The sequence below is a fragment of the Methanolobus halotolerans genome (assembly GCF_004745425.1).
Taxonomy (GTDB): Archaea; Halobacteriota; Methanosarcinia; order Methanosarcinales; family Methanosarcinaceae; genus Methanolobus; species Methanolobus halotolerans.
The window spans coordinates 98,745-121,100 of record NZ_PGGK01000006.1 but is presented as its reverse complement, the minus strand read 5'-3'; the positions used below and the strand labels follow the sequence as shown (position 1 = coordinate 121,100).

Sequence of the window (22,356 nt, the reverse complement as noted above, 5' to 3'; positions counted from 1 at the left end):
CTTATTTCCTCCTGGCGATAGTATGCAGGAATGCGTCAAAGATGGGCACATCGGTTGTGAATATGTAAAATTCGGCCCCGACCTTGTTGCATACGTCACTTATCCTGTTGATGTGTGTGTCCAGCTGTTCCTGGTATTCTTCCTTAAAAGAGTCACTCACATATGTATCCAGATTAACTTCTGTTTCAAGGTCGACCAGTTTGCTGTGGCCGTGGACCGTCAGGTCCCGTTCCGTGGGGTCAAGTACCTGCACGAGTATCAGATCATGATAAGAGAATCGATAGATTGCAGACTCAATTGCCTCTAAGTCTTCAAGGAAGTCAGAGATGATAATGATAAGTGACCTCGAATTAACGGCTTTTCCATACTGCGCGGTGGCATTATCTATGCCGGTCTTTCCTCCGAGTTTAAGGTCTTCAAGCCGTTCGATCGTTTCGAGGAGGTACTTTCTACCTCTTCTGGCCTTTGAGATGTCTATTTCATCGGAAAAAGTAGAGATGGCAAACTTGTCGTTGTCCCTTGTCACAAGGTAAGCAAAACCGGCAGCGAGCATAGTAGCATATTCGAACTTGGTGGTATTGTCACCTGCATAGTCCATGCTGTTGCTGGCATCCAGCAGTATGTGGGTCGTAAGGGATTTATCCTCCTCGAACTGGCGCACATAGAGTTTCTCGGTTCTTGCATAGGCGTTCCAGTCTATGGACTTGAGTTCGTCCCCCTTATGATATTCCCTGTAGCCGATCGTATCAAGTCCTTTCCCGCTGTGAAGGGAGCGCCTGCTACCTGCGTAGGTAGATGATACTTTCTTCCTTACGATGAAGGTAAAGCGGTCGAGCTGCCTGAAAAAATCGACATCTATGGTATGCTTTTTATCGCTCATTGCCTGCCTTTTGGATTAAGTTTTCCGGTCTGGCCGATAGCTCATTTGATCTTCTCAAGTATATTTCTGATCACCTGGTCAGTGGTAACACCTTTCCTTTCGGATTCAAAGGTAAGGATCAACCTGTGCCTCAGAATCGGGTAGGCCATAGCATTGATATCATCATTGCTTACGAAGTTCCTTCCCTGGATGAGTGCTCTTGCTTTTGCAGCAAGGATAAGGCCGATTGATGCCCTGGGAGATGCACCGTACTCGATAAACTCGTTCTTTATACGTGTACTCATAACTATTTTGATAGCACGGTTCTTGATGTCATCTGCAACAGGCATATCCCGCGTAAGTCTCTGAAGGTCGAGCAGCGTGTTCTTGTTTATCACCTTACCGACGGTGGGCATCACAGAACGCGTGTAGCGGTTCACGATCTCTATCTCATCCTCATACCGGGGATATTCCATTAGTATCTTGAGGAGGAACCTGTCAAGCTGCGCTTCGGGAAGCGGGAAAGTACCTTCCATCTCAATTGGGTTCTGAGTAGCAAGGATAAAGAATGGCTGCTCAAGTAAAAACGTGTCGTTACCTACTGTTATCTGTTTTTCCTGCATAGCCTCAAGCAATGCGGACTGGGTCTTCGGTGATGCACGGTTGATCTCGTCCGCAAGTACAATGTTTGCAAAGACGGGACCTGGCTCGAACTTGAAATGCTTGTGTCCGTCGCTCTCTTCAATGATATTCGTTCCGGTGATATCCGCTGGCATGAGGTCAGGTGTACACTGTATCCTGCTGAAGTTCAGGTCCATTGACTTGGATATGGTGGATATTGTAAGGGTCTTGCCCAGTCCGGGGTTACTTTCTACCAGTGCGTGTCCGTTACATAATATTGCAATGATTATCTGTTCCACCGTATTGTTCTGGCCGACAACTACCTTTCCAATCTCTTTGAAAAGAGTAGCAAACATATCTCCCGCAACTTTGTATGTTTGATTAAGATCCCTTGAATTCAGGTCACTAGCCATTTGTTCTCTCCTTTTTGTTAGTAATTTAAATGATCCTTTAATTTACAGTATTTGATCTATTCTTCAGCCAGCTGCTCGAAGTATGATCTTATAACGCTTTCGTAGCCGTCCGGAAATTCTTCGTAGTATGTCCCGGAAGGCGTGGCTTCAGGTGGTCCGCCGGGTGAATCCTCGAATTCCCGTAGTATCTCTTCGGACTCTTCATTCTGACTGAAACCTGTCCCGGTTCCAGGTGGTAGTGAGAGGTCAACTTCCGTCCCGTCCACAACGACGACAGTAGGTTCTCCGGTCAGGTCCTCATTGCCTCCATTTCCGTTCTGCTCCTCGTCATCTCCGCCCATCTCTACAAGATCGTCAGGATTTTCCTCTTCCGGAATAAAAGGGAGCCTGTCTATGAGGTCCTTCCAGTCTTCAGAAGTTGTATCAGTATGAATGTTATAAAAAGTAACAAAAGTCAGGGCTGAAACAGAAATAAGTATAAGCATAATTCCTAATGTTATCCTTTTTTTTCTCAGGAAATCGGATGATCTTACCTTTGTCAGACTAAAAGACACTACCTGTAGCAGATCGTTAACAATTATATTGTCAGCATTACTGTTATCGTATGCAGTACGAAGTCTTTCCTTCAGTTCCGGATACTTTTCCTCTATCTGCAGGATTGCGGCTGTCCTCTTATCTCTTATATGGATCAGGAACGTTAGTATCATGGACAGGAATGCAGCCATCAGCAGCATGACCACGGTCTCAAAGGCGATGCTTACACCTGTCAGGTCGTAGCTGTTTCCGGTGCGGACCTCAAAATAACTGATAAGCGGGAGTAACTGGTCAACGCTCAGCAGGAGCATAAGTGTGTATAATATGATAAGTATCGTGATAAAGTCCAGTATTCTATAGACCCTGCGGTACTTGCGGAGGGCCGATTCCTGCTTTTTTATAAAATCTCTGACATCCATTGCGGCACCGGTTCGATGTGACTGTACCTATTTATAAGTGATTATTCTTGAACATCGGATATGATCCTAGCATTTTCAACATTCCGACTTTTGACTCTATATTATATATTGCATCTTTTATAATATCATCGCTTATATGTCCTTCGAGATCTATATAGAATACATAATCACCAAGCGCACGCTTTGAAGGCCTGGACTCTATTCTGGTGAGATTTATCTTCCTGCAGGCGAACTCTTCCAGTATCTCATAAAGGGCTCCGGGCCTGTCACGGTCAAGACCGACGATCATTGATGTCTTGCCAGTATATATTCCCTTCTTCACTGCCGGGTTTTCCGCTGGGTACTGGCTACCTGCAGCGGCATCTCCTGAGCGTATCATAATAAGAAAACGTGTGTGGTTCTGCTCCCTGTCCTGTATGCTGGGGACCAGTACTTCAAGGCCGTACATCTGTGCCGATTCACGGGAAGCAATAGCCGCCATCTCCTCGAACTCCGTTGCAAGCTTTGCAGCATGGGAAGTGCTACCTGTGGTCCGCAGTTCCACGCCTTTAAAATGGTCCTTCAGGAACTGCCTGCACTGTGCAAGCCCCTGGGGGTGTGAAAGAATGATCCTGATATCCTTTTTCCTGCCCCTGGAAAGCAGGCAGTGCTCAATTGCTACTACTGTCTCTGCGATGATGGAGACATCATGTTCAAAAAGCATATCAAGTGTGACTCCAACTGAGCCTTCGATGGAGTTCTCCACCGGTGTTATCCCAATTTTAGCAGAACCCGTTGCAAGGGAAGAGAACACATCCTGTATGTCATCACAATATTCGAGAATATAACCTTCTTCACTGCCATTTTCAGCAAGCCATTGCATGGCAGCCTTTTCCGAGTAAGAGCCTTTAGGCCCTAGCACAGCGATTATCATTCTGGGCAATAGGAGTGCTTAATTTAAAGTATTTTTTGTCCCGCAATGGAAAAATCCACGATTTGAAGCTCAATACTCTCAATTCCTCACAGGATTATCTTTTCAGTCAGAGAAGTTCTCCAGCCGTTTTTCAAGTCGCTTGAGCCAGATGTCGATCTCAGAGGCCATGCTTTCGATGTTCCTGATGGAATCAATAATCAGCTGTTTTTCTTTTTCATCCATAGCAGCCGTTATGTCCGGAATGCTCATGAGCTCCTGTACCGCAGGCTTTAGTTCTACTTCCTTTTGCTCAAGCAATTTCAGTTCTGCTCTTATACTTTCCCGGGAATCTTCATCAGGTAGCTTTTTTAACCTTTCTTCCAGAGCTTTTCTTCTTTCCGGGAACATTTCTACGGTCTTATATATATAATCAATGTGGCGGGCTTCGATGGCCTTATCGAATATAATCTCCTCGGTCTTGACATCAGGTATTTTCTGTTCTTCTATTTCAACTGCTGTGTCTTCCTCTTCAGGAGGCAGGCATACATAGTCATTGCTGAGTTCTCTGCGGTTGGTAAAGGTAGGGGACACGATCTCAATATCGGCCTCATGCAGTGAGTCCATCACACTCTTTCTGAAATCGGACCTTGCAGTAATGACACTTTCAACATCCTTAAGCAGCCCTCCCACTTTATAGGTAACCGAAAAATCACCCAGATTCATTACATGTACAAAAGGATTTTCCAGCCCGATTCTTTCAGCGGCAAGCAGAAGATTCCTTTCGATGCTCTTGCGGGGGATGTTGTAACCCAGGGATACGCTGGTAGTGATAATTGTTCCTGATGAGCGAATCGTTTTGAGCGGGTTGAGTACCAGTGTGCTGTTTGGTATAGTGACCAGATCTCTGTCGATGGACTGGACCTGAGTGTGCAGGAAATTTATCTCTGTGACCCTTCCGAATGTATCGTTTATTTGGATGAAATCCCCTATTAGAAAAGGGTTGATGAGCCTGAGCATGATACCAGCCATGGCGTTGGCGACAAAGGTTGTCGAGGCAAAGGTGATTACCGCACCTATGATGATACCCACGAGTGTCAGAATTATATTCTTATCCTCAACCCCGATCGGCAGGGTGAAAATAATAAAGATAAGTCCGGTAATGAGCAATGAGAATATTATCAGTTGCTGGACTATCTTTTCCTTAGAAAAGACCGATCTCTTCCTGAAAAGATAAGTAAGTACCAGCACAAGGAACAAGGTTACAATAAATATTATAATACTTGCTGCAAAATCATCGAGTGCCATTTTTGAACCACCATTTGTCTATTTTTAAAACAGTCGTTGCTACGGGTACTTTGAATTATTTGTTTATTTATCTATATAATTGCTGCTTGCAGCTCTCAATACATTTTCCTGTCGGGCTTTTTTTCCCAGATCTCAAGTAATTCAAGGCATTTCTCCCTCTCAATCCTCACAGTTCTAAAATCAGGATCTTCAGCATCGCCACATATAAGGTCATAGAAGTGACTGTCATCAAATCCAATCTCTGCTACATCTTCCTTATCGGAACCAAAGTAAATGGTTTTTATCCTTGCCCAGTAAATAGCTGCGAGGCACATCGGACATGGCTGGGAAGTGATATATATCTCGCACTCCGAGAGATCGAACTTCCCGAGAACAGATGAAGCCTGCCTGATTGCAAGCACTTCGGCATGGGCCGTAGGGTCATTGGTCCTGAGCACCTCATTATGTGTCCTGGAAATTATTTCCCTTTCTCTGACGATCACCGCACCAAAGGGCCCTCCGTGGTTATGCAGGACTCCATGTCGGGCTTCGTCAATGGCTGTCTGCATGAAAAAGTTCATGGGTTTGTATTTATGCTGATTACTTTTAAATGAAGTGGTGGCATATCATGCAAAAATCATTTTTTATAGATGGAGCATAAAACTCCTGTGTCTTTAGCATAGGATGTGTAAGTGTCCATTAATTATATATCCCATAATGTTTTTGTTTTAATTATAACCACGATAACCAAGTGGCTACATTACATTTTAGTAACTCAAACACCGCAGGGACTGCGGGAAGAGCCTGTGGACTGGTGAACATAAGTTCGGGGAATGAAGCAGGAAGCCACGAAGTCTTTAGCTTCGGGATAGTTCACGAGCCTTCACATTTATGAAAAATATATTGAATTTCCGGCCCTGCAGCAACTTAAATGTTAGCCACCGAAGTGTTAAGAGTGTGCAAGCTGTGATCTGATAAGACCTCAACCGGGCCGGAACTCAGGTTTCTTACTATCGAATGTATCAATTTTCGACTTACGGGTCACAATCTCAGGTGTTTACATGCCTTCATCTACGGTAAATGCTTCAGAATCTTCTGACGGCACTTCAACATCATTTGTTGATGTTTCTCCCTTTTCAATGGAAATCACTGTTACTTCAAAGATCATAGTATCATTAGCAAACGGTGAATTAGCGTCCAGTACAATGTGGGTATCATTGACATCCTTGACAGTAATTACTCCCATCTGGGACATCAACTGTTCTCCAGGCTGAGGTACCTCGGTTGTGTTGGTGGCATTCTGGTATTCCTGGATGGGTATCTCTTGTACCAGTTCTTCCCTGTATGGGCCAAAAGCCTGTTCCGGTGGCAGTGTCAGTTCTTTCTGTTCTCCTTCGCTCATGCCGACAACGCCTTTATCGATTCCTTCAATTATCTGTCCGGACTCAACTTCGAACACCAGTGGTTCTGCAGTCTGCTCGATATTGTTATTTTCAGCACTTTCCTCATTGGATGTCTCAACGACTGTGCCGTCCTCACTCATTACAGTATAATCCAGTGTAACAATGTCCCCATTTTCTACTGACGCCGTCTGTGCAGAAAGATCCTCGGTATCTACACATCCACTAAGAAGCAGGGCACTTCCCAGTATAAGCATCATAAACAGTTTACTGTATCTCATCAGCTTCTCCGTGAGATAGGATATCATATAGTCATTTTGGTCTCACTTGATCAGTATGCACAAAACCGCTGTAAATGAGTGCATTCATTAATACTTCCTTGCATCTGGACATACCATAAACATATTTAACCCTAGTGCATTTCTGTATACTATAAAAAAGGTGTAAAAATGCAGTTAAAAGTACAGCCCATTGATATCAAAGTCGGCAAGTATAAAGTAGTCATGAACTCCATCGATGCGAAGGAGTTAGGAGTCCATGAGGGGGACAGAGTAAGGATAAAGGACCATGTGACCCTGACAGCCATCGTTGATTTTACAGAGGACATGATCTCTTCCGGAATGATAGGACTGTACCATGAAGTGCAGGAGCAGCTTCAGCGGGAATGGACCGAGACTGTGGAAGTAGAGGCTGCGGAGAGACCGAAATCCTCCCGTATTATCCGAAAGGTCATGGATGGTCTTAAACTGGAAAGGGACGAGATAAACGAGCTGGTGAGGGATATAGTAGAGGAGAATCTGAGTGATATAGAGATCGCCGCTTTCCTGACAGCTACTTATATCAAGGATCTCTCCGAGGATGAGACCGAATGGCTGACAAAGGCCATGATAGACACTGGAGAGAGAATAGAGTTCAGCACTTCACCGATAATGGATAAACATTCCATCGGAGGCGTACCGGGCAATAAGATTACTCTTCTCATTGTACCAATTGTTGCTGCTAACGGTCTGCTCATTCCAAAGACGAGTTCCCGTGCCATCACAGGTGCCGGAGGGACTGCTGACCTGATGGAGATACTTGCACCTGTAGAGTTTTCGGCTGAACAGATAAAGGAGATGACCGAAAAGGTTGGCGGTGTTATTGTATGGGGTGGTGCCACCAACATTGCACCTGCAGATGACAAGCTCATCAAGGTTGAATATCCTCTTTCCATTGACCCGCACTGCCAGCTTCTGGCTTCGATCATGGCAAAGAAAGGGGCTGTCGGTGCCCAGAAAGTAGTCATGGACATTCCGATGGGTGCAGGTACGAAGATCCTTGATGTAAAAGCAGGCAGGAAACTTGCAAGGGACCTCATAAGTCTGGGCGAGCGCCTGGGTATGGATGTGGACTGTGCTCTTACCTATGGTGCTTCTCCGATAGGCAGGACAGTGGGCCCGGCACTTGAAGTGATCGAGGCACTAAAGGTACTTGAAACCATGGAAGGACCTAACAGTCTTATTGAAAAGAGTGTCATAATTGCAGGTATGCTGCTTGAGATGGGCAGTGCGGCCCCGAGGGGACAGGGGAGAGAGCTTGCTCTTGAGACACTGAAGAACGGTAAGGCTCTCGCAAAACTGAAGGAGATCATCCGGATACAGGGCGGTAATCCCGATATAACCTCTGAGGATATCGCAGTAGGTCAATTCAAGGCGGACATCACAGCTCCTGCAAACGGATACATCATAGAGTTCTATAACAAGCGCATCGTACAGACAGCAAGGTTCGCAGGTGCACCCAACGATAAGGGTGCGGGTGTACTGATACACAAGAAACGTGGTCAGGTAGTAGAGAAAGGCCAGCCTGTACTGACCATCTATGCAGAAAAGAAAGATAAACTCAAAGACGCCGTTAAGTTCTGCAGAGAACATCCTCCCATATTCGTCGAAGGAATGCTTATCGAAAAGGTGGCTGATCTGAAGGAAATGTAATCTCTCCTGAGGATCAAGGTGTACATATGCAGCAAATTGTCATTCTCAGGCTCGGACACCGTCCGGTGAGGGATAAGAGAATAACCACCCATGTAGGACTTACTGCCAGGGCTTTTGGTGCCGAGGGTATGTTGCTGGCATCTGATGACCCAAAGCTTACAGAAAATATCCGGGATGTTGCAAAAAGATGGGGAGGGAACTTCTATGTCACAAACAATGTTAACTGGAAGACCGAGATCAGGAAGTGGAAGGAAGAAGGCGGGAAAGTCTGCCACCTGTCGATGTACGGGATAAACCTGCCGGATGCTGTTTCGGAGATCAGCCTGTGTGAAAAGTTAATGGTGGTAGTGGGTGCCGAAAAGGTTCCCTTTGAGATATACGAACTTTCAGACTGGAATGTTGCTGTGGGAAACCAGCCCCATTCAGAGGTTGCAGCCGTGGCAGTGACCCTGGACAGGATAGCCGGAAATGACCCCCTCAGAAAGGAATTCACAGACGGAGAACTTATGATTGTACCGGCCGAACGTGGAAAGAAAGTAATAGACAACAGGCAGGAAGAGTCTCAGGAAATGTGTCGGGAAGAATAACCAAAAGCAGATCAGGAAGAATCTGTATTCTCCTGTTCATCCTTCTTGACCGAAGGTCCCCTGTAGATACCTTTTCTTTCGTAGTCACCATAACCTCTGTGTTTTGGTTTTTCCTTTAATTTCGATTGTTCTTCGAGCATTTCTTCCAGCTCATCATCAGTCACTTCATCATTTTCACACATTTACATCACTTAAAGTGTCTTTATGAAGGGGTTGTGGTCAATGAACTCCACGTCAAGTCCTAGTCTGTCTTCCAGCCTTGGGCATAGCTCCTCCATTCCCGGGTTCTCTGTTGCGTAGTGCGTGGCATCTACCAGCAGGATGTCTTCCCAGGAGCGTATTATATCATGTTTGAGCTCAGCAGAAACGTAAGCATCAACACCATGCTCTTGTGCAATCTCCAGGAACTCGCCTTTAAAGCCGCTACCTCCGAATACCATGACTTTGCTAACCTCTTCTTTTCTTCCCGTGAACCAGACATGTGTATCAAGGCTTTTTGCAACATGGTTTAAGAAGGTCTCGGCCGGACACGGACTTATAGTTCCGATCCTGCCAATATCAATCTCCTCTATGTTAGACAGGCCGATCCTTCTGGCCAGTATATCGTTGATACCACCTTTTGCCCTGTCGTAGTTGGTATGCATCGAGTACAGGGATATATTGCTGTCCAGTGCGATCTTCAGTACATCTGCAAGAGATTTGTTGATCTGGTTCACTGCATCAAAGATAAGTGTATGGTGCGTGATCAGCAGATCCGCTCCGATGTCGGAGGCTCTTTTTAGTACGTAATGTGTAGGGTCAAGGGCAACAGCTATTTTCCGGATATCATTTTCAAGGTCAAGTGTCAATCCAATTTTCCCGATATCGAAATCTTCAGCAAGCTCGGGAGGAGCTATCTCTTCAAGTATTGTTACTACATCTGAAAGGTTCATAAATAACGATAATTTTCAAGAGATTTCAATTTATCGCAGAAATGGAGATAATATAAGCAATTTATATATAGAATTAAGACGATAAAAATATACATATATTAATATTATAACTATAATATCAATAACTATTATTATAATACAATGAGGGTACTTCATGAGAATTGGAACCGGAATAGATGGATTTGACGAAATCGTGCAAGGGGGACTACTGTCTCAGCGCGTTTATCTTGTAAGCGGGCCTCCGGGAAGTGGCAAGACCACTTTTTGTGTGCAGTATCTTGCTCACGGTGCAACACATGGGGAAGTCGGGCTTTATGTAAGTCTGGTAGAAAGTCCGCAGAATATAATCGATGACATGTCAAATTATGCCATGAATGTCATACCTTTGGTTAAAATGAACAAACTGCTTTTTGCCGATCTCGGACCACGGATGGAGTATGGTTTTATTGACGAACTCAATGACTATGTAACTCCTGAATATGATGTCGGGTCTTCTCCCGGAGAGCATGAAGCGCCATCCCCTGCAACAGTCTTCAAGGAAATTGCAGCCTATGTTGCTGAATACGATGTAAAACGGCTCGTAATAGATTCCGTTTCAGCTATCCGTTTTACCACAAAGGATCCTTCCTTGCAGGAAAAGGAAATGAGTCGATTCATACGGAACCTTAAGAAGCTTGGCTGTACTACTATACTTATTTCCGAGATGACCGATTCGACTGCATATTCCACAGAACAGTTTGCTTCCCATGGGGTCATATTCCTGCACAATTTCCTTTATGATAAAACCATGACGCGTGCAATACAGGTCATAAAAATGAGGGGCACCAGGCATGACTGCAATCTGCGCAGCGTTGATTTTACTGAAAAAGGTATGTCCGTCCAGGGACTTCTTGAGTGAGGGTGTTTGAAATGGTAAGATTCTTCAAAAAGAAAGAAGAGCAAACGCAGCTCACAGGATCGGAAATCGACGAGCTTATCAAAAGTTCCTGCAATCTTGGTTTTGAAGTAGGCTACCATAAACACTCAGAACTTGGATGGGTTAGTGAACAGTACTCCATGCTCGAGGAACTGGCCAAAGAATCGGGTCTTGGTAAACTTGTAAGTGAGAATTACAAGAAGGGAAAAGAAGATGGTGCCAAAGCCAAAGAACGGGATGTGAATGCAAGTCTCTCCAGAAAAGATGCTCAGAAACAAAAGAACAGGTCAGACGCAACACATGACAATACAATTGAAGAAGATATCGGGCGTAGTATCGAAGCCGGGTATCAAAGCCAGCGTTCAATCGATGATAATACAATAGTTGCTATTCAGCAGCCTGCCATGACCGATCTGCCAGGCTCCACTTCCCGGACAAAAGCTATTGACAGACCCTCACAGATTAAGGGTTTCAAACAACTTATTCCTAAAAATTGATATCTCTGTAATGACTTAACAAAAGACATGAGGTTGTGTTATGTTTAGAAAATTCCTTATTTTCATAGTATGTCTTATTTTGCTTTTATGCTTACCCGCTTTAGCATATACTCTTGAAGATGTCGAATGGAAAGACAAAGCAGATAAGAGCGGTACCCTTTACTGGGGCAGTACGATAAAAATGGATGACTACACTATCAAGGCCGAGGACTTCAATAAAGACGGCTTTGTAAGTATAAGTATCTCCCGGGATGGTGAAGTAAAAGAGATATCGCCATTAAAAGTGGGAGGAAGTCTGGGATACCGTGATACGGAGAATGGTGAGGATATAAAGGTATTCATCAAATCCGTTACCTTGAAAGTGGATGAATGGACAGGTAACATGAATGATCCCCATGCATCTGTGGAGGTATACAAAAGGGCAGTACCCAGGATGAAAATAGATATCTCTACTGAAGAAGATACATACGATCCCAGGGACATGGCCCCCAGGTATATAGTAGCAACTATCAACATCAAGAATGAGGGTGATGCCAGAGCCTCAGAAATGGATGTTGAGATCGATCCCAATGGTATGGAGCTTGTCTCGGGAAAGCTCAGCCATCATTTAATTGCCATTGAAGAGGATGAGGCACTGGACCCAATCGTGGCAAAGTTCGAGATACCCGAGTACTGGGAGCAGACCAGGAAGGATATCACTGTTACCACAAAGTCGCGGGACATAAATGATGATATCAATGAGGATCGCAAAGTAAAAACACTCACCATCGAGCCAGTTGTCGAACTTATCATTACGAAGACGATTACTGAGAATGTCTATATGGATGGCACGGCTCATGTTTCGGTGAGTATTTGGAACGACGGGATATATAGTGTGAACTCGGCAACGATCACAAACCCTGTACTTGGGGATATGGAACTACAGGATAGTATCAGTCAGGAAACAAAACTGTCCTTTGCTCCCGGTGAGACAAAGGCAAAGCTGTTCCAGTACACCCTCAAGCCAGTAAAAACAGGTACTTATAAAGTTCCGGCAGCTACTGCAACTTTTACCGATTCTGAAGGGAAAGTACATACATTCAAATCAAAAACCCCCTCCGTCAAGATCACCGGACCGGATATCGTCCTGACTAAAACAATAAATCCATCCACTGTAAGCCCGGGTGATGAGGTCAAAGTTACCGTAGCAGTGGCAAATAAAGGCACTGTTAGGGCCAGTGTGACCGCATCCGAAACTCTGCCCGAAACTGTTACTTTTGTAAGTGGGGACCTGAACTTCAAGGAAGTTGTCAGCAAGGGCAAGACCCTCAGTTATTCCTATATAATCAAGACTAAAGAGGCCGGTGAAATAAGATTGCCTGCAACAACATCTACCTTCATCGATTTTGAGGACTTCAAAGGAGAGAAAGTGTCCAATATGCCTGTGATCTCTGTGGTAGATCCGGAGCAAACAAGTGCTGATTTCTCTCCGGAGGGTACATCAGGTGATAAGTCGCCTTCAAGCAGTTCTTCATCCCCTTCCAGTGACAGTGAATATGCGGAGGATGAAAACAGAGTACAACCAGGCTTTGAAGCAACCACGCTGGTATTTGTCCTATTTTGCGTATATGCTGTATATGGACGCAGGAGAAAGCAGTAATCGCCATGAGACAGTTGTTGTTCAAACCGGTGTTATTGGTAGTTCTTGTGTTGCTGTGTGGTCAAGCAGGTGCACAATCAACTACCGATGATATAGAATGGCTGGAAGCGGAAGAGTTTACTCTATACTGGGGGGAGGAAGTAAATGCCAGTGGCTATCTGATCACTGCCCTGGATTTTTCTCCTTCCAGAGCTTCAGACACGGATACAGATTATGTGATGTTGTCGGTCATGTCTAACAGTTCGGAATCCTGGGGTACTATTCTTGCCCTGAATAATTCGGATATCCCCGACAATTATGTTTTTGATGATCGCCTGAATATCACTGCGGTAGAGATAATCACAGGTAACGATATACCCGTACCCTATACAACCATCAGTGTTGCCATTGCAAATCGGTCACTTGCGCAGGCAAAGATCGTAAAGAAGATCGATGCGACTATATCTGTGGTAGAAAAGAGGTCTGATGAGATATATATGGATGAGCGGGCACATATAGAGGTCAATATAAAAAACCTCGGGGGAATACCTCTGGAAAATGTAGAACTGATCTCTTCCATCCCGCAAGAGTTTATACTTGATCCTGATATCGACCAGGTACGAAATTTTTCCATGGCTGCCTACGGGCAGAAAACAGTGAGATATTCTTTAAAGGCCCTGAAACCAGGAACCTATAACTTTTCGGGCACACGGGTTCTGGTCAATATGGAAGGGCGCACTTATACAAAAACCCTAAACAATTCGGAAATAATTGTACATGGCCCATTCCTGAACCTGGTAAAATCTGTTTCTGCAGATTCGGTCCAGGTCGGTGATGTCCTCGATGTGAATGTTATTGTGAAGAATGAAGGTAACAGGGCAACGTATGTTTCTGTTTCTGACGAAATCCCTCCGGGAGCTGTGCTAGTGTCCGGGGAAACATCCGGGGGTAAAGTTCTGCATCCTGCTGATAGCCTGGATCTGACATACTCTGTAAGGATGAAAATGGCAGGCAACATTGTCATTCCCTCTGTAAAGGTAAAATCAGTTGATTCAAAAGAATATGAAGATACTGTTTACTCCAGGCGCTTTTTATTGCAGGTCTCTGATCCGTCTCAGAGTTCTGATAGCGATCGGTTTGAAAATGATCGGGATGGACCTGCAGATGGTCAGTTTGAAAACAACTATGCTGAGGATACTGTTCCTACAGCAGAAACAGAAAAAGAAGATTATGGTAAGTTCCAGTTTTTTTTCGATCTGCTGGATTCTATAAAAGGATATCTGGGTAACATAAACTAAAAATAAGATAGTTGATATTTGCTTCTCTGGTAGAAGTCTGTTCTTAAAATACGTGTATTTTCTTTTAAACTGATATTAAAGGTATTGATTCATATGAAAGTGAAAGGCCTACACAATTCCACTAAAAGCAGCTCCCTTATTTTGACACATGGTGATTCTGATGGTGTGTGCTCTGGTGCCATTGCAAAAAGTGCTTACCCTGGTTCTGATGTTTATTTTACTTCTCCTGTAGGCATACTTGATGAACTGGAGCTTGCGGATGGATACAGTAATATCATAATCTGCGATATTGCTGTGGATGAACGTGCGTGTAAGAAACTGTACAAGAGGCTCACGGAACTTTCGGAGGCTTCCAGTGTTACTTATATCGATCATCATCCTCTGCCCGGGAAATGCTGGGATGTCGACTGGCTGCACCATGATGTGAATATCTGTGCAGCGGAACTGACATATAAGGTTTTTGAGAAACAGCTGAACAGGGATATTCGCAGGGTTGCTATCTACGGTGCGATCGGCGATTATCATGATAATACTCCGTCTGTAAGGGAATGGCTGCTTGACTGGGACAAAAGAAGCCTTTTCTACCAGGCAGGTACGCTTATCCAGGCTCTTATCTATATGGGGCGCAATTATAATTTTAAAAGGAAGTTACTTGCTCCTCTCTCTCATGATGTAATCCCTTCGGAGATTCCGGATATCCCCCAGCTTGCAAAAGAAGGGTCACATCTTGAGGAAATGCTGCGTCTCAGGGTGAAAAAGCAGGTGGAATCACTTGATAATCTTGCATATGTGATAGACCCTAAAGGATATATGTCAAAATCAGCTATCTTTGCAGCATCCTACGGCAGAAGGGGTGTTGGTATTGCAGCCGAGTACAGGTATAAGAAGCAGGTTTATGACATGAGCCTGCGTTCAAGGAATGGTGCGGCGGACCTTAACAGGCTGCTGCGTACTATCGCACCCAGGCATGGGGGTACTGGCGGAGGTCATGCTTCCGCTGCAGGCGCAAGGATCCCCAGGGACTCGTTCATGAAATTCCTTAGTGATTTGGACGCTGCGATAGGGAAGGAAGAGCGCAAGGATACAAGTGAAAAGTAATGGCAAAAAGCGAAAATAAAACAGAAGGTGCCAGCTTAGAGATTATATTTGTTGGCAGGTCCAATGTGGGAAAATCATCACTTATAAGGGAACTTACCGGTCGGAAGGTCAAGGTGGGGAAGCGTCCGGGTGTGACACTTATACCTGCTCACATTCGTTTATCGGATCTTCTCATCACCGATATGCCAGGCTTCGGTTTCATGAGCGGGGTCAAGGAACGCAAGCAGGATATCGTAAAAGATAAGATCGTACGCTATATTGAGGATAATGCCGGACGGATCATGATGGCAGTGATGGTCGTGGATGGTCCGGTTTTCGTAGAGGTTGTGGAGCGATGGGAGTCACGTAAGGAGATACCCATTGACATAGAGATGTTCGATTTCCTGAAGGAACTTGGTATCGATGTCGTACTTGCTGTTAACAAGACCGACAGAGTAAGAGAAGAAGAACTGGACTCCATGCTTGACGGAATAACAGATAAGCTGGGTATGCTGCCACCATGGCGACAGTGGATAAATATGGTCGCACCTATGAGTGCGAAGAAAGGGCAGATAAAATCTCTGAAATTGATTATCAGGCAACGTCTGCATGATAAGAGAAGGGATGACCTTTTCAAGTACTTCAGAAGTTAACGTACACGAAAACCGGCGCCAAGGTCTCTGGCTATCTTTTCACACTTGCCGATGTCTATCTCAGGCATTCCGACAACAGTCATCCGGGTAGCGATCCCGGCTTCGATTGCTTCTTTCGTGAAATCGATCAGTGAATCGTAGGCATTCTTCAGAGAAGGCTTACATATCTTCTCATACTTCTCTTCCGACTCTGCATTAAGACTTACTGAGACCGAATCAAGTCCTGCATTTTTAAGTTCAGTGACCACATCTGTTTCAGGATACATCAGTTTTGCATGGCCGTTCGTGTCAAGCCTTACGCGAACGCCTCTTTCATGGAGCCACCGGGTAACATCAAGTACGGTTTCAAGCCTGCACGTCGGCTCGCCCAGGCCTGTGAATACGATCTCGTTGTACTTTTTAAGGTCGGACTGTTCAAGTTCCTTGATTATCTCATCATAGCTTGGCTCCTTTGATAATCTGAGGTTGTAACCGTAAACGCCATCTGAAGATTCCCTCACGCAGAAATAACAGTTAGCAGAGCACTTGTTTGTTATATTAAGATAAAGATTCCCGTGTGCTTCGTAGCCTATGGTGCCTCCTGAAAAACTGATATCTGTATTTTCTTCATTATCTGACATTATTAGACTCCTGCATTAACTTTTCAGTCCAGTTCCCTTCACTTATAACCATAGGGCCTTCGGAATACCGGGGGTATTTTATGAGAAAATATATCTGTGCCCTGAAACCTGCTTCCAGCTCCACACTCTCCCTTGAATACCATTCACCCTCATACATATCTATCTGTTCTAAAGTATTTGAATCCAGTTCATAAACCTCGCCCTGGATGCGGGATACCTTTTTTCCCTTTATGACGCCAGGGAACATATTCAGGTCGATCATAGCAAACTCTTCTTGTGTCCTGGTCTTACAGATAAATTCCGAACTCTGCAGTAGATTGTGATTTGAAAAACCTTTTTTGAGCGAACCATAGACGAAGATGTACATTCAGGTCAGACCGGCGTTAAGTTTTAGCAGGCTTTTCCTGACAGTACCAGGTAACTGGCCGCACTGTATGGCTTTCATATGTTCCGGTGATATCATTCTGATGGCTGCACTCATCAGTCTGTCGGAAAGCATAAGCTTATCCATGAGCTTTCTTGTATAGACTGCTGTCTTGATCTCAAGTCCCATCTGCTCTCTCCATCGCTTTTCATAATCTGTGAGGTCGCATTTTCCTTCAAGGTGGTCCGCAGCTGTCTCACCTGCTATCCTGCCGCCTACCATTGCGGTGGAGATCCCGCCCCCGTTGGTAGCGATGATATGTCCTGCGGCGTCACCTGCGATAACTGTGTCCTTTGTGGCTGTGACCTTTGGGGCGCCTCCAACCGGAACCAGACCGGCGACAACTGACACTATAGATGCTCCTTCCAGTTTGCCGGCAGCAATGGGATGCTTATGCATGAACCTGTCCAGGTAGTCCCTGGCACACATCTGATGCTCGAACATGGCTTCACGGATACCTACGCCTATATTTGCTGTATCCCCGCCCTGCGAGATTATCCAGGCATAACCTCCGGGTACGTAATCCCTTCCAAAATACATCTCCACGGCTTCCCTGTCCACATCCACTCCGCTTAGTTCATACTCGAATGCCGTACCTGTGCCCATTGGGTCAGTATTCCTTAGCATATTATTGGACTTCGCAATTATGGAATTTGGTCCGTCAGCCCCGATAATGATCTTGCCTTTCACACAGAACTCCCCGAATGCCCCGTCCATGAGAAGTTCGGTGCCATTGACCTTGATCACATTAGTCCCCACCAGTATCTGCGCACCGGCCTTTCCTGCAAGCATGGCAAGATGTTTGTCAAAGCGTCTTCTGTCTATCGCATCTGCACTGACATGGAAACCTTTGGAAATGCCGTCAGGTGCTATGAAGCGCTGGTAGGATGTACTTGTATGTATGCAGGATGAGGGTATTTCTTCCAGGGTATATGGCAGTTCGGCATTTGGGACCAGTTCTCTCAGGGTCTCTCGATGTGGCAGGAAACCACCACATTGCAGGGGCGTGCCAATATCTTTTTTCTTGTCCACGAGAAGTACGGACAAACCTCTCTGGGCTGCATACATTGCTGCCGTGGAGCCGGCAGGCCCTGCTCCAGCGACTATTATGTCATAGGAATCATCTGGTATCATATCATCTTGTGGTGTACTTTAAACTACAATGGTGATCTATAAAATCTTTCATGCAGGTGCTACATAAAGGTCAGAACTTGTGCAATCTCCCTGTTGCAGGTTCTCATGCATTACGCTTATCACAAACCACATTCTATTAGATATATCTAACTATTATTCATCTATCCATCTGTGAGAAGATATGGTACACGAACATCGGAACAATGTGTGGATAATACGTGCCGGTCGCAACAGAGATCGTGAACAGCTCTTCCTTGAGAAGGGTGTGATCTCACTCGACCTGAACCTGCATTTACTGGACCATTTTGGAGAGGATCTCGAGGAGTTCAGGAACCTGCCTCATGACCACAAACAATACCATTTGATGGGGGATAAGTTCAGGGATTTTGACCGCAGGTTCAGGAAAGAGTTTGATGAAGCAGTCAAAAAACTTGATCACGGTAAAGAGGAACAGAGACCTGAAGTTGTTAAAAAAATGAGGAGCCTGAATCGCAAACTGAAGAATTTTGATGAAGAAATGAAGCAGTTCTCCGAGACAATGCAGAAGTTCGATGAGTTTGAGAAGCTTGAGTTCATCAAGGAAATGATAATCGCTAAACTGGCGGAACTTGATCCTGCTGTGCTTGACAAATGGTCAGGTGAGATATTCCATTTTGTCAGCGGTATGAGAATATATGATACTGTGGTGCTTCCTATAGAAAGCGAAGGTATTGCTTTTATAGGCAAGGTACGGGAGAATTACAAATACAGGGAAGGATTTGGGGATCTCAGTCACTACAGGCGGATAATCTGGTCTGATGACCGGGTTCCGTTTTCAAATTTATGTCCAGGGTTCAGCGAGTTGATGGACTCGGGTTCACATCTTATCCTTGTTAAGGGTGATTGCAGGGATTCTATACTCGAGGTTGCTTCAAAGGTATACTTCTGATTGTCTTTTACTGGCAAAAGGTTCTTAAAGACATATGAGTATAGCGAGCAGGTAATACCACTTCTAAATAATGACAGATTAATAGAGTTGATCGATTTGGCAATTGAGAAAGGCGATTTCATAAAGATACAGTACACTGGAAAGTTCGATGACGACATGGTCTTTGATACTACCGACGAGCAGCTGGCAAAAGAAAATGGCATATATAATCCCCGCGGAGTTTACGGCGGAGATGTTGTAGTTGTAGGCTCAGGCCAGACCATCAAGGGTCTTGACGAGGATTTCGAAGGTAAGGAGCCTGGATACACAGGCACCCTTACCGTTCCTCCTGAGAAGGCATTCGGCGCACACAACCCTGCTCTTGTGGAGACCCTGTCGGTCACCAAACTGAAGGATCAGTTCAAGGACAAGAACCCATACCCTGGAATGCCAGTGGAAGTTAACGGTAAGCGTGGTGTGATTTCCCAGATAATAGGCCGCAGAGTACGTGTTGATTTCAACCATGCTCTTGCAGGCAAGGAAGTCCAGTACGACTACACTATCGAGGAGAAGGTAGAGGATAATACAGAGAAGGTAAAAGGCCTTGTCGCACTCTACACAGGTCTGGAGGATATCGAGACCGAGATCACAGACGACCTCATCAGGATCGTTACTCCGATCGAGCTCAGCTTCAACCAGAGATGGCTTGTTACAAAAGTGAACATAGCCACAGAACTTATAGACAGACTTGGCATCCCCAACCTGGAATTCGTTGAAAAGCACCCCTATGTGCCACCAGAGATGGGAGCAGAGGACATAGTAGAAGTACCTGCTGAAGAAAACTCCGAAGCAGAAACCACAGAAGAGGAAGAGAGTGAGGAATAAGACCTCTCTTCCCTACATTCTTTTGCGTTAACTAAGCATTGTTTTTGAGTCAAAACCCTTATATTCAAGTGTGCTGTTTAGGTAAATCCATCCGACATGCTGAGGTAGCCAAGTGGACTACGGCGCCGGTCTTGAAAACCGGTAGTGCTCACGCGCTGCGAGAGTTCGAATCTCTCCCTCAGCGTTTTCCTGTTGTAAAAATTTTATTATTTGCTCTTGGGAGCAATCAGAGACTCAATGTTGAGACGTTTCTCTACCTTTAAGCATAATGTGATTCCACTTCTCCAGCATTTCTCCAAGTTCCTTTAACGAAACCGGTTTTGAGATATAATCATCCATACCAATTTCAATAAAACGTTCTTTATCACCCTCCATAGCGTGTGCTGTCAATGCTACTATAGGTATGTCCTTGCTGATTACTCTGGATTCCGGACTTCGGATTATCTTAGTAGCTTCCAGTCCATCCATCTCTGGCATCTGAACGTCCATAAACACCAGATCATACTGTTTTGTCTCAAGGAGCTTTATGGCTTCTTCGCCATTTACAACAGTATCTGCATTAAAGCCCAGTTTTTTTAGCATCACTTGAACCAATTCCCTGTTACTGGTATCATCCTCAGCCAACAGGATATTTAGATCATAGCTACGCTTTCGCAGTAAATTCTTCTGTTCAACCTTTTCTTCATGTTCTGGTTTGACTTGCTTTTCAAACTGCAGGGTAAACCAGAACACTGAACCTTTTTCAACTTGGCTGCTCATACCAATGTCTCCACCCATCATCTCGACCAGTTGCTTGGAGATTGCAAGACCTAAGCCAGTCCCTCCGAATCTGCGGGTATCCGAAGCATCCGCCTGGGTGAACTTTTGAAATATCAGTTCCGTCTTGTCTTCGGGAACGCCGATACCTGTGTCTCTCACTGAAAAATGTAGCAGGACAGTATTATATTCCCGTGATTCTACTGAGACGTGGATTGCCACCTCTCCCATTGAAGTGAATTTAATAGCATTTCCTGTCAGATTGGTCAATACCTGAAGTAAACGGCCCGGATCTCCACAGAGCAGTGAAGGTACCTCCGGATCAACATTGTAGAACAGTTCCAACCCTTTGTTTTGTGCACGTAGGGTCATGATGTCTATAAAATCTTCCAGCAAATTCAACAGATCGAAGTCCAGTACTTCCAGTTCGAGCTTCCCTGCCTCTATCTTTGAGAAATCAAGTATGTCTTCAATGATATGAAGTAATGTTTTCCCGCTTCTCTGAACAATTTCTACATAGTGGCATTGTTCTTCGGTTAACTTTGTTTCCAGCAGTAGTTCGTTAAAGCCGATAATCGCATTCATAGGGGTACGGAGTTCATGGCTCATGTTGGCTATGAATTCAGACTTGGCTCTATTAGCGCCTTCAGCATTTTTTTTGGCCTGTGTAAGTTCTTCTTCAACACGCTTACACTCTGTGATATCCTGGAGTTGTTCCACGATGAAGAGAACTTCTCCATCGTCACCTAATATTGGATTGCTTGTTGCTTTTATGTACTTATCAAGTTCAGGTAGATATCTTTCTGTAATCTCGATCGTTTTGCTTTTCAGAGCCTTATTTGTCTGACAATTTTCGCATTCTTTTTCGCGCCCAATCAGTTCATAACATTTCTTACCTATTGCATTCTCGGACGACATGTTCAGCAATTCATAACCCGCTTGATTATAGCGTACTATTGTAAGGTCTGGTTTCTGGATAGCTACTACATCTTGCAATTGATCCAGCATTGTCTCTAAGATATTGGAAGTTTCTCTCAGGTCTTTCTTCGCCTGCTTGCGCTGCACAACTTCGGTCCGGAGCTGTTGATTGGTGGCATGCAATTCGTTTTCACCCTTATCGATTTTCGTAAAAACCGAATAAAATCCAAAAGCAATAATAACCAGCCCGGCTGTGGTTATTATTCCTTCGATCACTGTGCTGATGATATCGGGTTCGGATGTGAATTCATCTAGCAGGTTTATCAGAAGTCCGAAGGTGAAAAGAGACCATCCAATTGAGAGTATCGGAATCTGCAACTGCCTAATCAGGAAGAACGATGCAAGTGCTGCGAAAAAATACAGCCCCTCAATCACAATGTCATCGGTATCAAATGGAAATTTCAACGGAAAGACAAAGAACCATATAATTACAAAGGTAGCAAATAGTGGATATATCAACCATGAATTTTGATGGGATATTACTGAATTTTGCATAATTGACCCCCATCCATATTGTTGAGTGAGCTAATACAGCTTTTATTTCCGGCAGCACTCAGATAGCCTTTAAAAATAAAATTATCGATCAGTGTCAAACGATAGGATTGCAGTTCTTTTTTGGTGCCCAGGGAGAGGGAGAAGAAATCCTCGTGGTTCATTCTGAATACTTTTTTATGGTACTGAA

The 22,356-nt window shown here is 44.7% G+C and carries 23 protein-coding genes and 1 tRNA gene; 11 read left to right on the top strand and 13 right to left on the bottom strand.

The annotated features are described in order from the left end of the window. Position 1: 1 nt before the first annotated feature. The 7 genes from CUN85_RS07385 to CUN85_RS07355 all read right to left on the bottom strand — a co-directional run bounded on the left by CUN85_RS07385 (position 2) and on the right by CUN85_RS07355 (position 6,703). Complete coding sequence (locus CUN85_RS07385) at positions 2 to 880, bottom strand: DUF58 domain-containing protein (RefSeq protein ID WP_135389683.1); 879 nt, start codon at positions 878 to 880, stop codon at positions 2 to 4. A 41-nt stretch (positions 881 to 921) separates the two neighbouring features. After that, on the bottom strand, positions 922 to 1,893 hold the full coding sequence (locus CUN85_RS07380; protein ID WP_135389682.1) for an AAA family ATPase: 972 nt from the start codon (positions 1,891 to 1,893) through the stop codon (positions 922 to 924). Positions 1,894 to 1,949: 56 nt separating this feature from the next. Continuing rightward, positions 1,950 to 2,846: a DUF7502 family protein gene (locus tag CUN85_RS07375; protein WP_135389681.1), complete on the bottom strand. Its 897-nt coding sequence runs from the start codon at positions 2,844 to 2,846 to the stop codon at positions 1,950 to 1,952. A 31-nt stretch (positions 2,847 to 2,877) separates the two neighbouring features. After that, complete coding sequence (gene pheA / locus CUN85_RS07370) at positions 2,878 to 3,759, bottom strand: prephenate dehydratase (protein ID WP_135389680.1); 882 nt, start codon at positions 3,757 to 3,759, stop codon at positions 2,878 to 2,880. 102 nt (positions 3,760 to 3,861) lie between these two features. Beyond that, positions 3,862 to 5,043, bottom strand: a complete 1,182-nt coding sequence (locus CUN85_RS07365) for a mechanosensitive ion channel domain-containing protein (RefSeq protein WP_135389679.1) — start codon at positions 5,041 to 5,043, stop codon at positions 3,862 to 3,864. A gap of 95 nt (positions 5,044 to 5,138) precedes the next feature. Then, on the bottom strand, positions 5,139 to 5,591 hold the full coding sequence (locus CUN85_RS07360) for a nucleoside deaminase (protein WP_235856237.1): 453 nt from the start codon (positions 5,589 to 5,591) through the stop codon (positions 5,139 to 5,141). Positions 5,592 to 6,079: 488 nt separating this feature from the next. Beyond that, complete coding sequence (locus CUN85_RS07355) at positions 6,080 to 6,703, bottom strand: FKBP-type peptidyl-prolyl cis-trans isomerase (RefSeq protein ID WP_135389677.1); 624 nt, start codon at positions 6,701 to 6,703, stop codon at positions 6,080 to 6,082. A 168-nt stretch (positions 6,704 to 6,871) separates the two neighbouring features. Between CUN85_RS07355 and CUN85_RS07350 the strand changes: the two genes are divergently transcribed. After that, positions 6,872 to 8,392 (top strand): AMP phosphorylase, encoded by a 1,521-nt coding sequence (locus tag CUN85_RS07350; RefSeq protein WP_135389676.1) that lies wholly within the window; start codon positions 6,872 to 6,874, stop codon positions 8,390 to 8,392. A 26-nt stretch (positions 8,393 to 8,418) separates the two neighbouring features. Then, positions 8,419 to 8,979 (top strand): tRNA (cytidine(56)-2'-O)-methyltransferase, encoded by a 561-nt coding sequence (locus CUN85_RS07345; RefSeq protein WP_135389675.1) that lies wholly within the window; start codon positions 8,419 to 8,421, stop codon positions 8,977 to 8,979. An 11-nt stretch (positions 8,980 to 8,990) separates the two neighbouring features. Here CUN85_RS07345 and CUN85_RS12985 read toward each other — a convergent pair whose 3' ends face one another. Both CUN85_RS12985 and CUN85_RS07340 read right to left on the bottom strand, forming a co-directional pair. Continuing rightward, positions 8,991 to 9,161, bottom strand: a complete 171-nt coding sequence (locus tag CUN85_RS12985; RefSeq protein WP_167848824.1) for a hypothetical protein — start codon at positions 9,159 to 9,161, stop codon at positions 8,991 to 8,993. Between the two features lie 9 nt (positions 9,162 to 9,170). Further along, positions 9,171 to 9,911 carry a Nif3-like dinuclear metal center hexameric protein gene (locus CUN85_RS07340; protein ID WP_135389674.1) on the bottom strand — a complete coding sequence of 247 codons (741 nt, stop codon included), beginning with the start codon at positions 9,909 to 9,911 and terminating at the stop codon, positions 9,171 to 9,173. A 154-nt stretch (positions 9,912 to 10,065) separates the two neighbouring features. Between CUN85_RS07340 and CUN85_RS07335 the strand changes: the two genes are divergently transcribed. From CUN85_RS07335 to engB, 6 genes are all read left to right on the top strand, one after another. After that, positions 10,066 to 10,809, top strand: coding sequence for an RAD55 family ATPase (locus CUN85_RS07335; RefSeq protein ID WP_135389673.1), 744 nt, complete (start codon positions 10,066 to 10,068; stop codon positions 10,807 to 10,809). An 11-nt stretch (positions 10,810 to 10,820) separates the two neighbouring features. After that, entirely contained in the window at positions 10,821 to 11,324 is a 504-nt protein-coding gene (locus CUN85_RS07330; RefSeq protein ID WP_135389672.1) for a hypothetical protein, read from the top strand. Between the two features lie 40 nt (positions 11,325 to 11,364). Beyond that, positions 11,365 to 12,963 (top strand): BatD family protein, encoded by a 1,599-nt coding sequence (locus CUN85_RS07325; protein ID WP_135389671.1) that lies wholly within the window; start codon positions 11,365 to 11,367, stop codon positions 12,961 to 12,963. A gap of 5 nt (positions 12,964 to 12,968) precedes the next feature. Next, complete coding sequence (locus CUN85_RS07320) at positions 12,969 to 14,240, top strand: DUF11 domain-containing protein (RefSeq protein WP_135389670.1); 1,272 nt, start codon at positions 12,969 to 12,971, stop codon at positions 14,238 to 14,240. Between the two features lie 93 nt (positions 14,241 to 14,333). Then, on the top strand, positions 14,334 to 15,338 hold the full coding sequence (locus CUN85_RS07315; RefSeq protein ID WP_135389669.1) for a DHHA1 domain-containing protein: 1,005 nt from the start codon (positions 14,334 to 14,336) through the stop codon (positions 15,336 to 15,338). Beyond that, positions 15,338 to 15,970, top strand: coding sequence for a GTP-binding protein EngB (gene engB, locus CUN85_RS07310; RefSeq protein WP_135389668.1), 633 nt, complete (start codon positions 15,338 to 15,340; stop codon positions 15,968 to 15,970). Before CUN85_RS07315 ends, engB begins: the two co-directional genes overlap by 1 nt. On the opposite strand, the gene CUN85_RS07305 is transcribed toward engB, so the two are convergent. The 3 genes from CUN85_RS07305 to CUN85_RS07295 are packed head-to-tail and all read right to left on the bottom strand — an operon-like array spanning position 15,967 to position 18,148. Next, positions 15,967 to 16,590: a TatD family nuclease-associated radical SAM protein gene (locus tag CUN85_RS07305; RefSeq protein ID WP_135389667.1), complete on the bottom strand. Its 624-nt coding sequence runs from the start codon at positions 16,588 to 16,590 to the stop codon at positions 15,967 to 15,969. The two genes, engB and CUN85_RS07305, sit on opposite strands and share 4 nt — an antisense overlap. After that, on the bottom strand, positions 16,580 to 16,957 hold the full coding sequence (locus CUN85_RS07300) for a gamma-glutamylcyclotransferase family protein (RefSeq protein ID WP_135389666.1): 378 nt from the start codon (positions 16,955 to 16,957) through the stop codon (positions 16,580 to 16,582). Before CUN85_RS07300 ends, CUN85_RS07305 begins: the two co-directional genes overlap by 11 nt. Continuing rightward, on the bottom strand, positions 16,958 to 18,148 hold the full coding sequence (locus CUN85_RS07295; RefSeq protein ID WP_135389665.1) for a geranylgeranyl reductase family protein: 1,191 nt from the start codon (positions 18,146 to 18,148) through the stop codon (positions 16,958 to 16,960). It abuts the gene before it with no gap. A gap of 181 nt (positions 18,149 to 18,329) precedes the next feature. On the opposite strand from CUN85_RS07295, the gene CUN85_RS07290 reads away from it, so the two are divergent. From CUN85_RS07290 to CUN85_RS07280, 3 genes are all read left to right on the top strand, one after another. Further along, a complete protein-coding gene (locus tag CUN85_RS07290) occupies positions 18,330 to 19,076 on the top strand; it encodes a hypothetical protein (protein WP_135389664.1) in 747 nt (248 codons plus the stop codon). 96 nt (positions 19,077 to 19,172) lie between these two features. After that, positions 19,173 to 19,940, top strand: coding sequence for a peptidylprolyl isomerase (locus CUN85_RS07285; RefSeq protein ID WP_135389663.1), 768 nt, complete (start codon positions 19,173 to 19,175; stop codon positions 19,938 to 19,940). Positions 19,941 to 20,038: 98 nt separating this feature from the next. Continuing rightward, a tRNA-Ser gene (locus CUN85_RS07280) sits at positions 20,039 to 20,124 on the top strand. A gap of 50 nt (positions 20,125 to 20,174) precedes the next feature. On the opposite strand, the gene CUN85_RS07275 is transcribed toward CUN85_RS07280, so the two are convergent. Next, on the bottom strand, positions 20,175 to 22,169 hold the full coding sequence (locus CUN85_RS07275) for a hybrid sensor histidine kinase/response regulator (protein WP_135389662.1): 1,995 nt from the start codon (positions 22,167 to 22,169) through the stop codon (positions 20,175 to 20,177). Between the last annotated feature and the right edge of the window lie 187 nt (positions 22,170 to 22,356).

What these genes read in the sequence shown, in the direction of transcription:
- CUN85_RS07385 (WP_135389683.1), bottom strand. Translation starts at nt 880, where the DNA reads ATGAGCGATAAAAAGCATACCATAGATGTCGATTTTTTCAGGCAGCTC.
- CUN85_RS07380 (WP_135389682.1), bottom strand. Translation starts at nt 1,893, where the DNA reads ATGGCTAGTGACCTGAATTCAAGGGATCTTAATCAAACATACAAAGTT.
- CUN85_RS07375 (WP_135389681.1), bottom strand. Translation starts at nt 2,846, where the DNA reads ATGGATGTCAGAGATTTTATAAAAAAGCAGGAATCGGCCCTCCGCAAG.
- pheA (WP_135389680.1), bottom strand. Translation starts at nt 3,759, where the DNA reads ATGATAATCGCTGTGCTAGGGCCTAAAGGCTCTTACTCGGAAAAGGCT.
- CUN85_RS07365 (WP_135389679.1), bottom strand. Translation starts at nt 5,043, where the DNA reads ATGGCACTCGATGATTTTGCAGCAAGTATTATAATATTTATTGTAACC.
- CUN85_RS07360 (WP_235856237.1), bottom strand. Translation starts at nt 5,591, where the DNA reads ATGCAGACAGCCATTGACGAAGCCCGACATGGAGTCCTGCATAACCAC.
- CUN85_RS07355 (WP_135389677.1), bottom strand. Translation starts at nt 6,703, where the DNA reads ATGAGATACAGTAAACTGTTTATGATGCTTATACTGGGAAGTGCCCTG.
- CUN85_RS07350 (WP_135389676.1), top strand. Translation starts at nt 6,872, where the DNA reads ATGCAGTTAAAAGTACAGCCCATTGATATCAAAGTCGGCAAGTATAAA.
- CUN85_RS07345 (WP_135389675.1), top strand. Translation starts at nt 8,419, where the DNA reads ATGCAGCAAATTGTCATTCTCAGGCTCGGACACCGTCCGGTGAGGGAT.
- CUN85_RS12985 (WP_167848824.1), bottom strand. Translation starts at nt 9,161, where the DNA reads ATGTGTGAAAATGATGAAGTGACTGATGATGAGCTGGAAGAAATGCTC.
- CUN85_RS07340 (WP_135389674.1), bottom strand. Translation starts at nt 9,911, where the DNA reads ATGAACCTTTCAGATGTAGTAACAATACTTGAAGAGATAGCTCCTCCC.
- CUN85_RS07335 (WP_135389673.1), top strand. Translation starts at nt 10,066, where the DNA reads ATGAGAATTGGAACCGGAATAGATGGATTTGACGAAATCGTGCAAGGG.
- CUN85_RS07330 (WP_135389672.1), top strand. Translation starts at nt 10,821, where the DNA reads ATGGTAAGATTCTTCAAAAAGAAAGAAGAGCAAACGCAGCTCACAGGA.
- CUN85_RS07325 (WP_135389671.1), top strand. Translation starts at nt 11,365, where the DNA reads ATGTTTAGAAAATTCCTTATTTTCATAGTATGTCTTATTTTGCTTTTA.
- CUN85_RS07320 (WP_135389670.1), top strand. Translation starts at nt 12,969, where the DNA reads ATGAGACAGTTGTTGTTCAAACCGGTGTTATTGGTAGTTCTTGTGTTG.
- CUN85_RS07315 (WP_135389669.1), top strand. Translation starts at nt 14,334, where the DNA reads ATGAAAGTGAAAGGCCTACACAATTCCACTAAAAGCAGCTCCCTTATT.
- engB (WP_135389668.1), top strand. Translation starts at nt 15,338, where the DNA reads ATGGCAAAAAGCGAAAATAAAACAGAAGGTGCCAGCTTAGAGATTATA.
- CUN85_RS07305 (WP_135389667.1), bottom strand. Translation starts at nt 16,590, where the DNA reads ATGTCAGATAATGAAGAAAATACAGATATCAGTTTTTCAGGAGGCACC.
- CUN85_RS07300 (WP_135389666.1), bottom strand. Translation starts at nt 16,957, where the DNA reads ATGTACATCTTCGTCTATGGTTCGCTCAAAAAAGGTTTTTCAAATCAC.
- CUN85_RS07295 (WP_135389665.1), bottom strand. Translation starts at nt 18,148, where the DNA reads ATGATACCAGATGATTCCTATGACATAATAGTCGCTGGAGCAGGGCCT.
- CUN85_RS07290 (WP_135389664.1), top strand. Translation starts at nt 18,330, where the DNA reads ATGGTACACGAACATCGGAACAATGTGTGGATAATACGTGCCGGTCGC.
- CUN85_RS07275 (WP_135389662.1), bottom strand. Translation starts at nt 22,169, where the DNA reads ATGCAAAATTCAGTAATATCCCATCAAAATTCATGGTTGATATATCCA.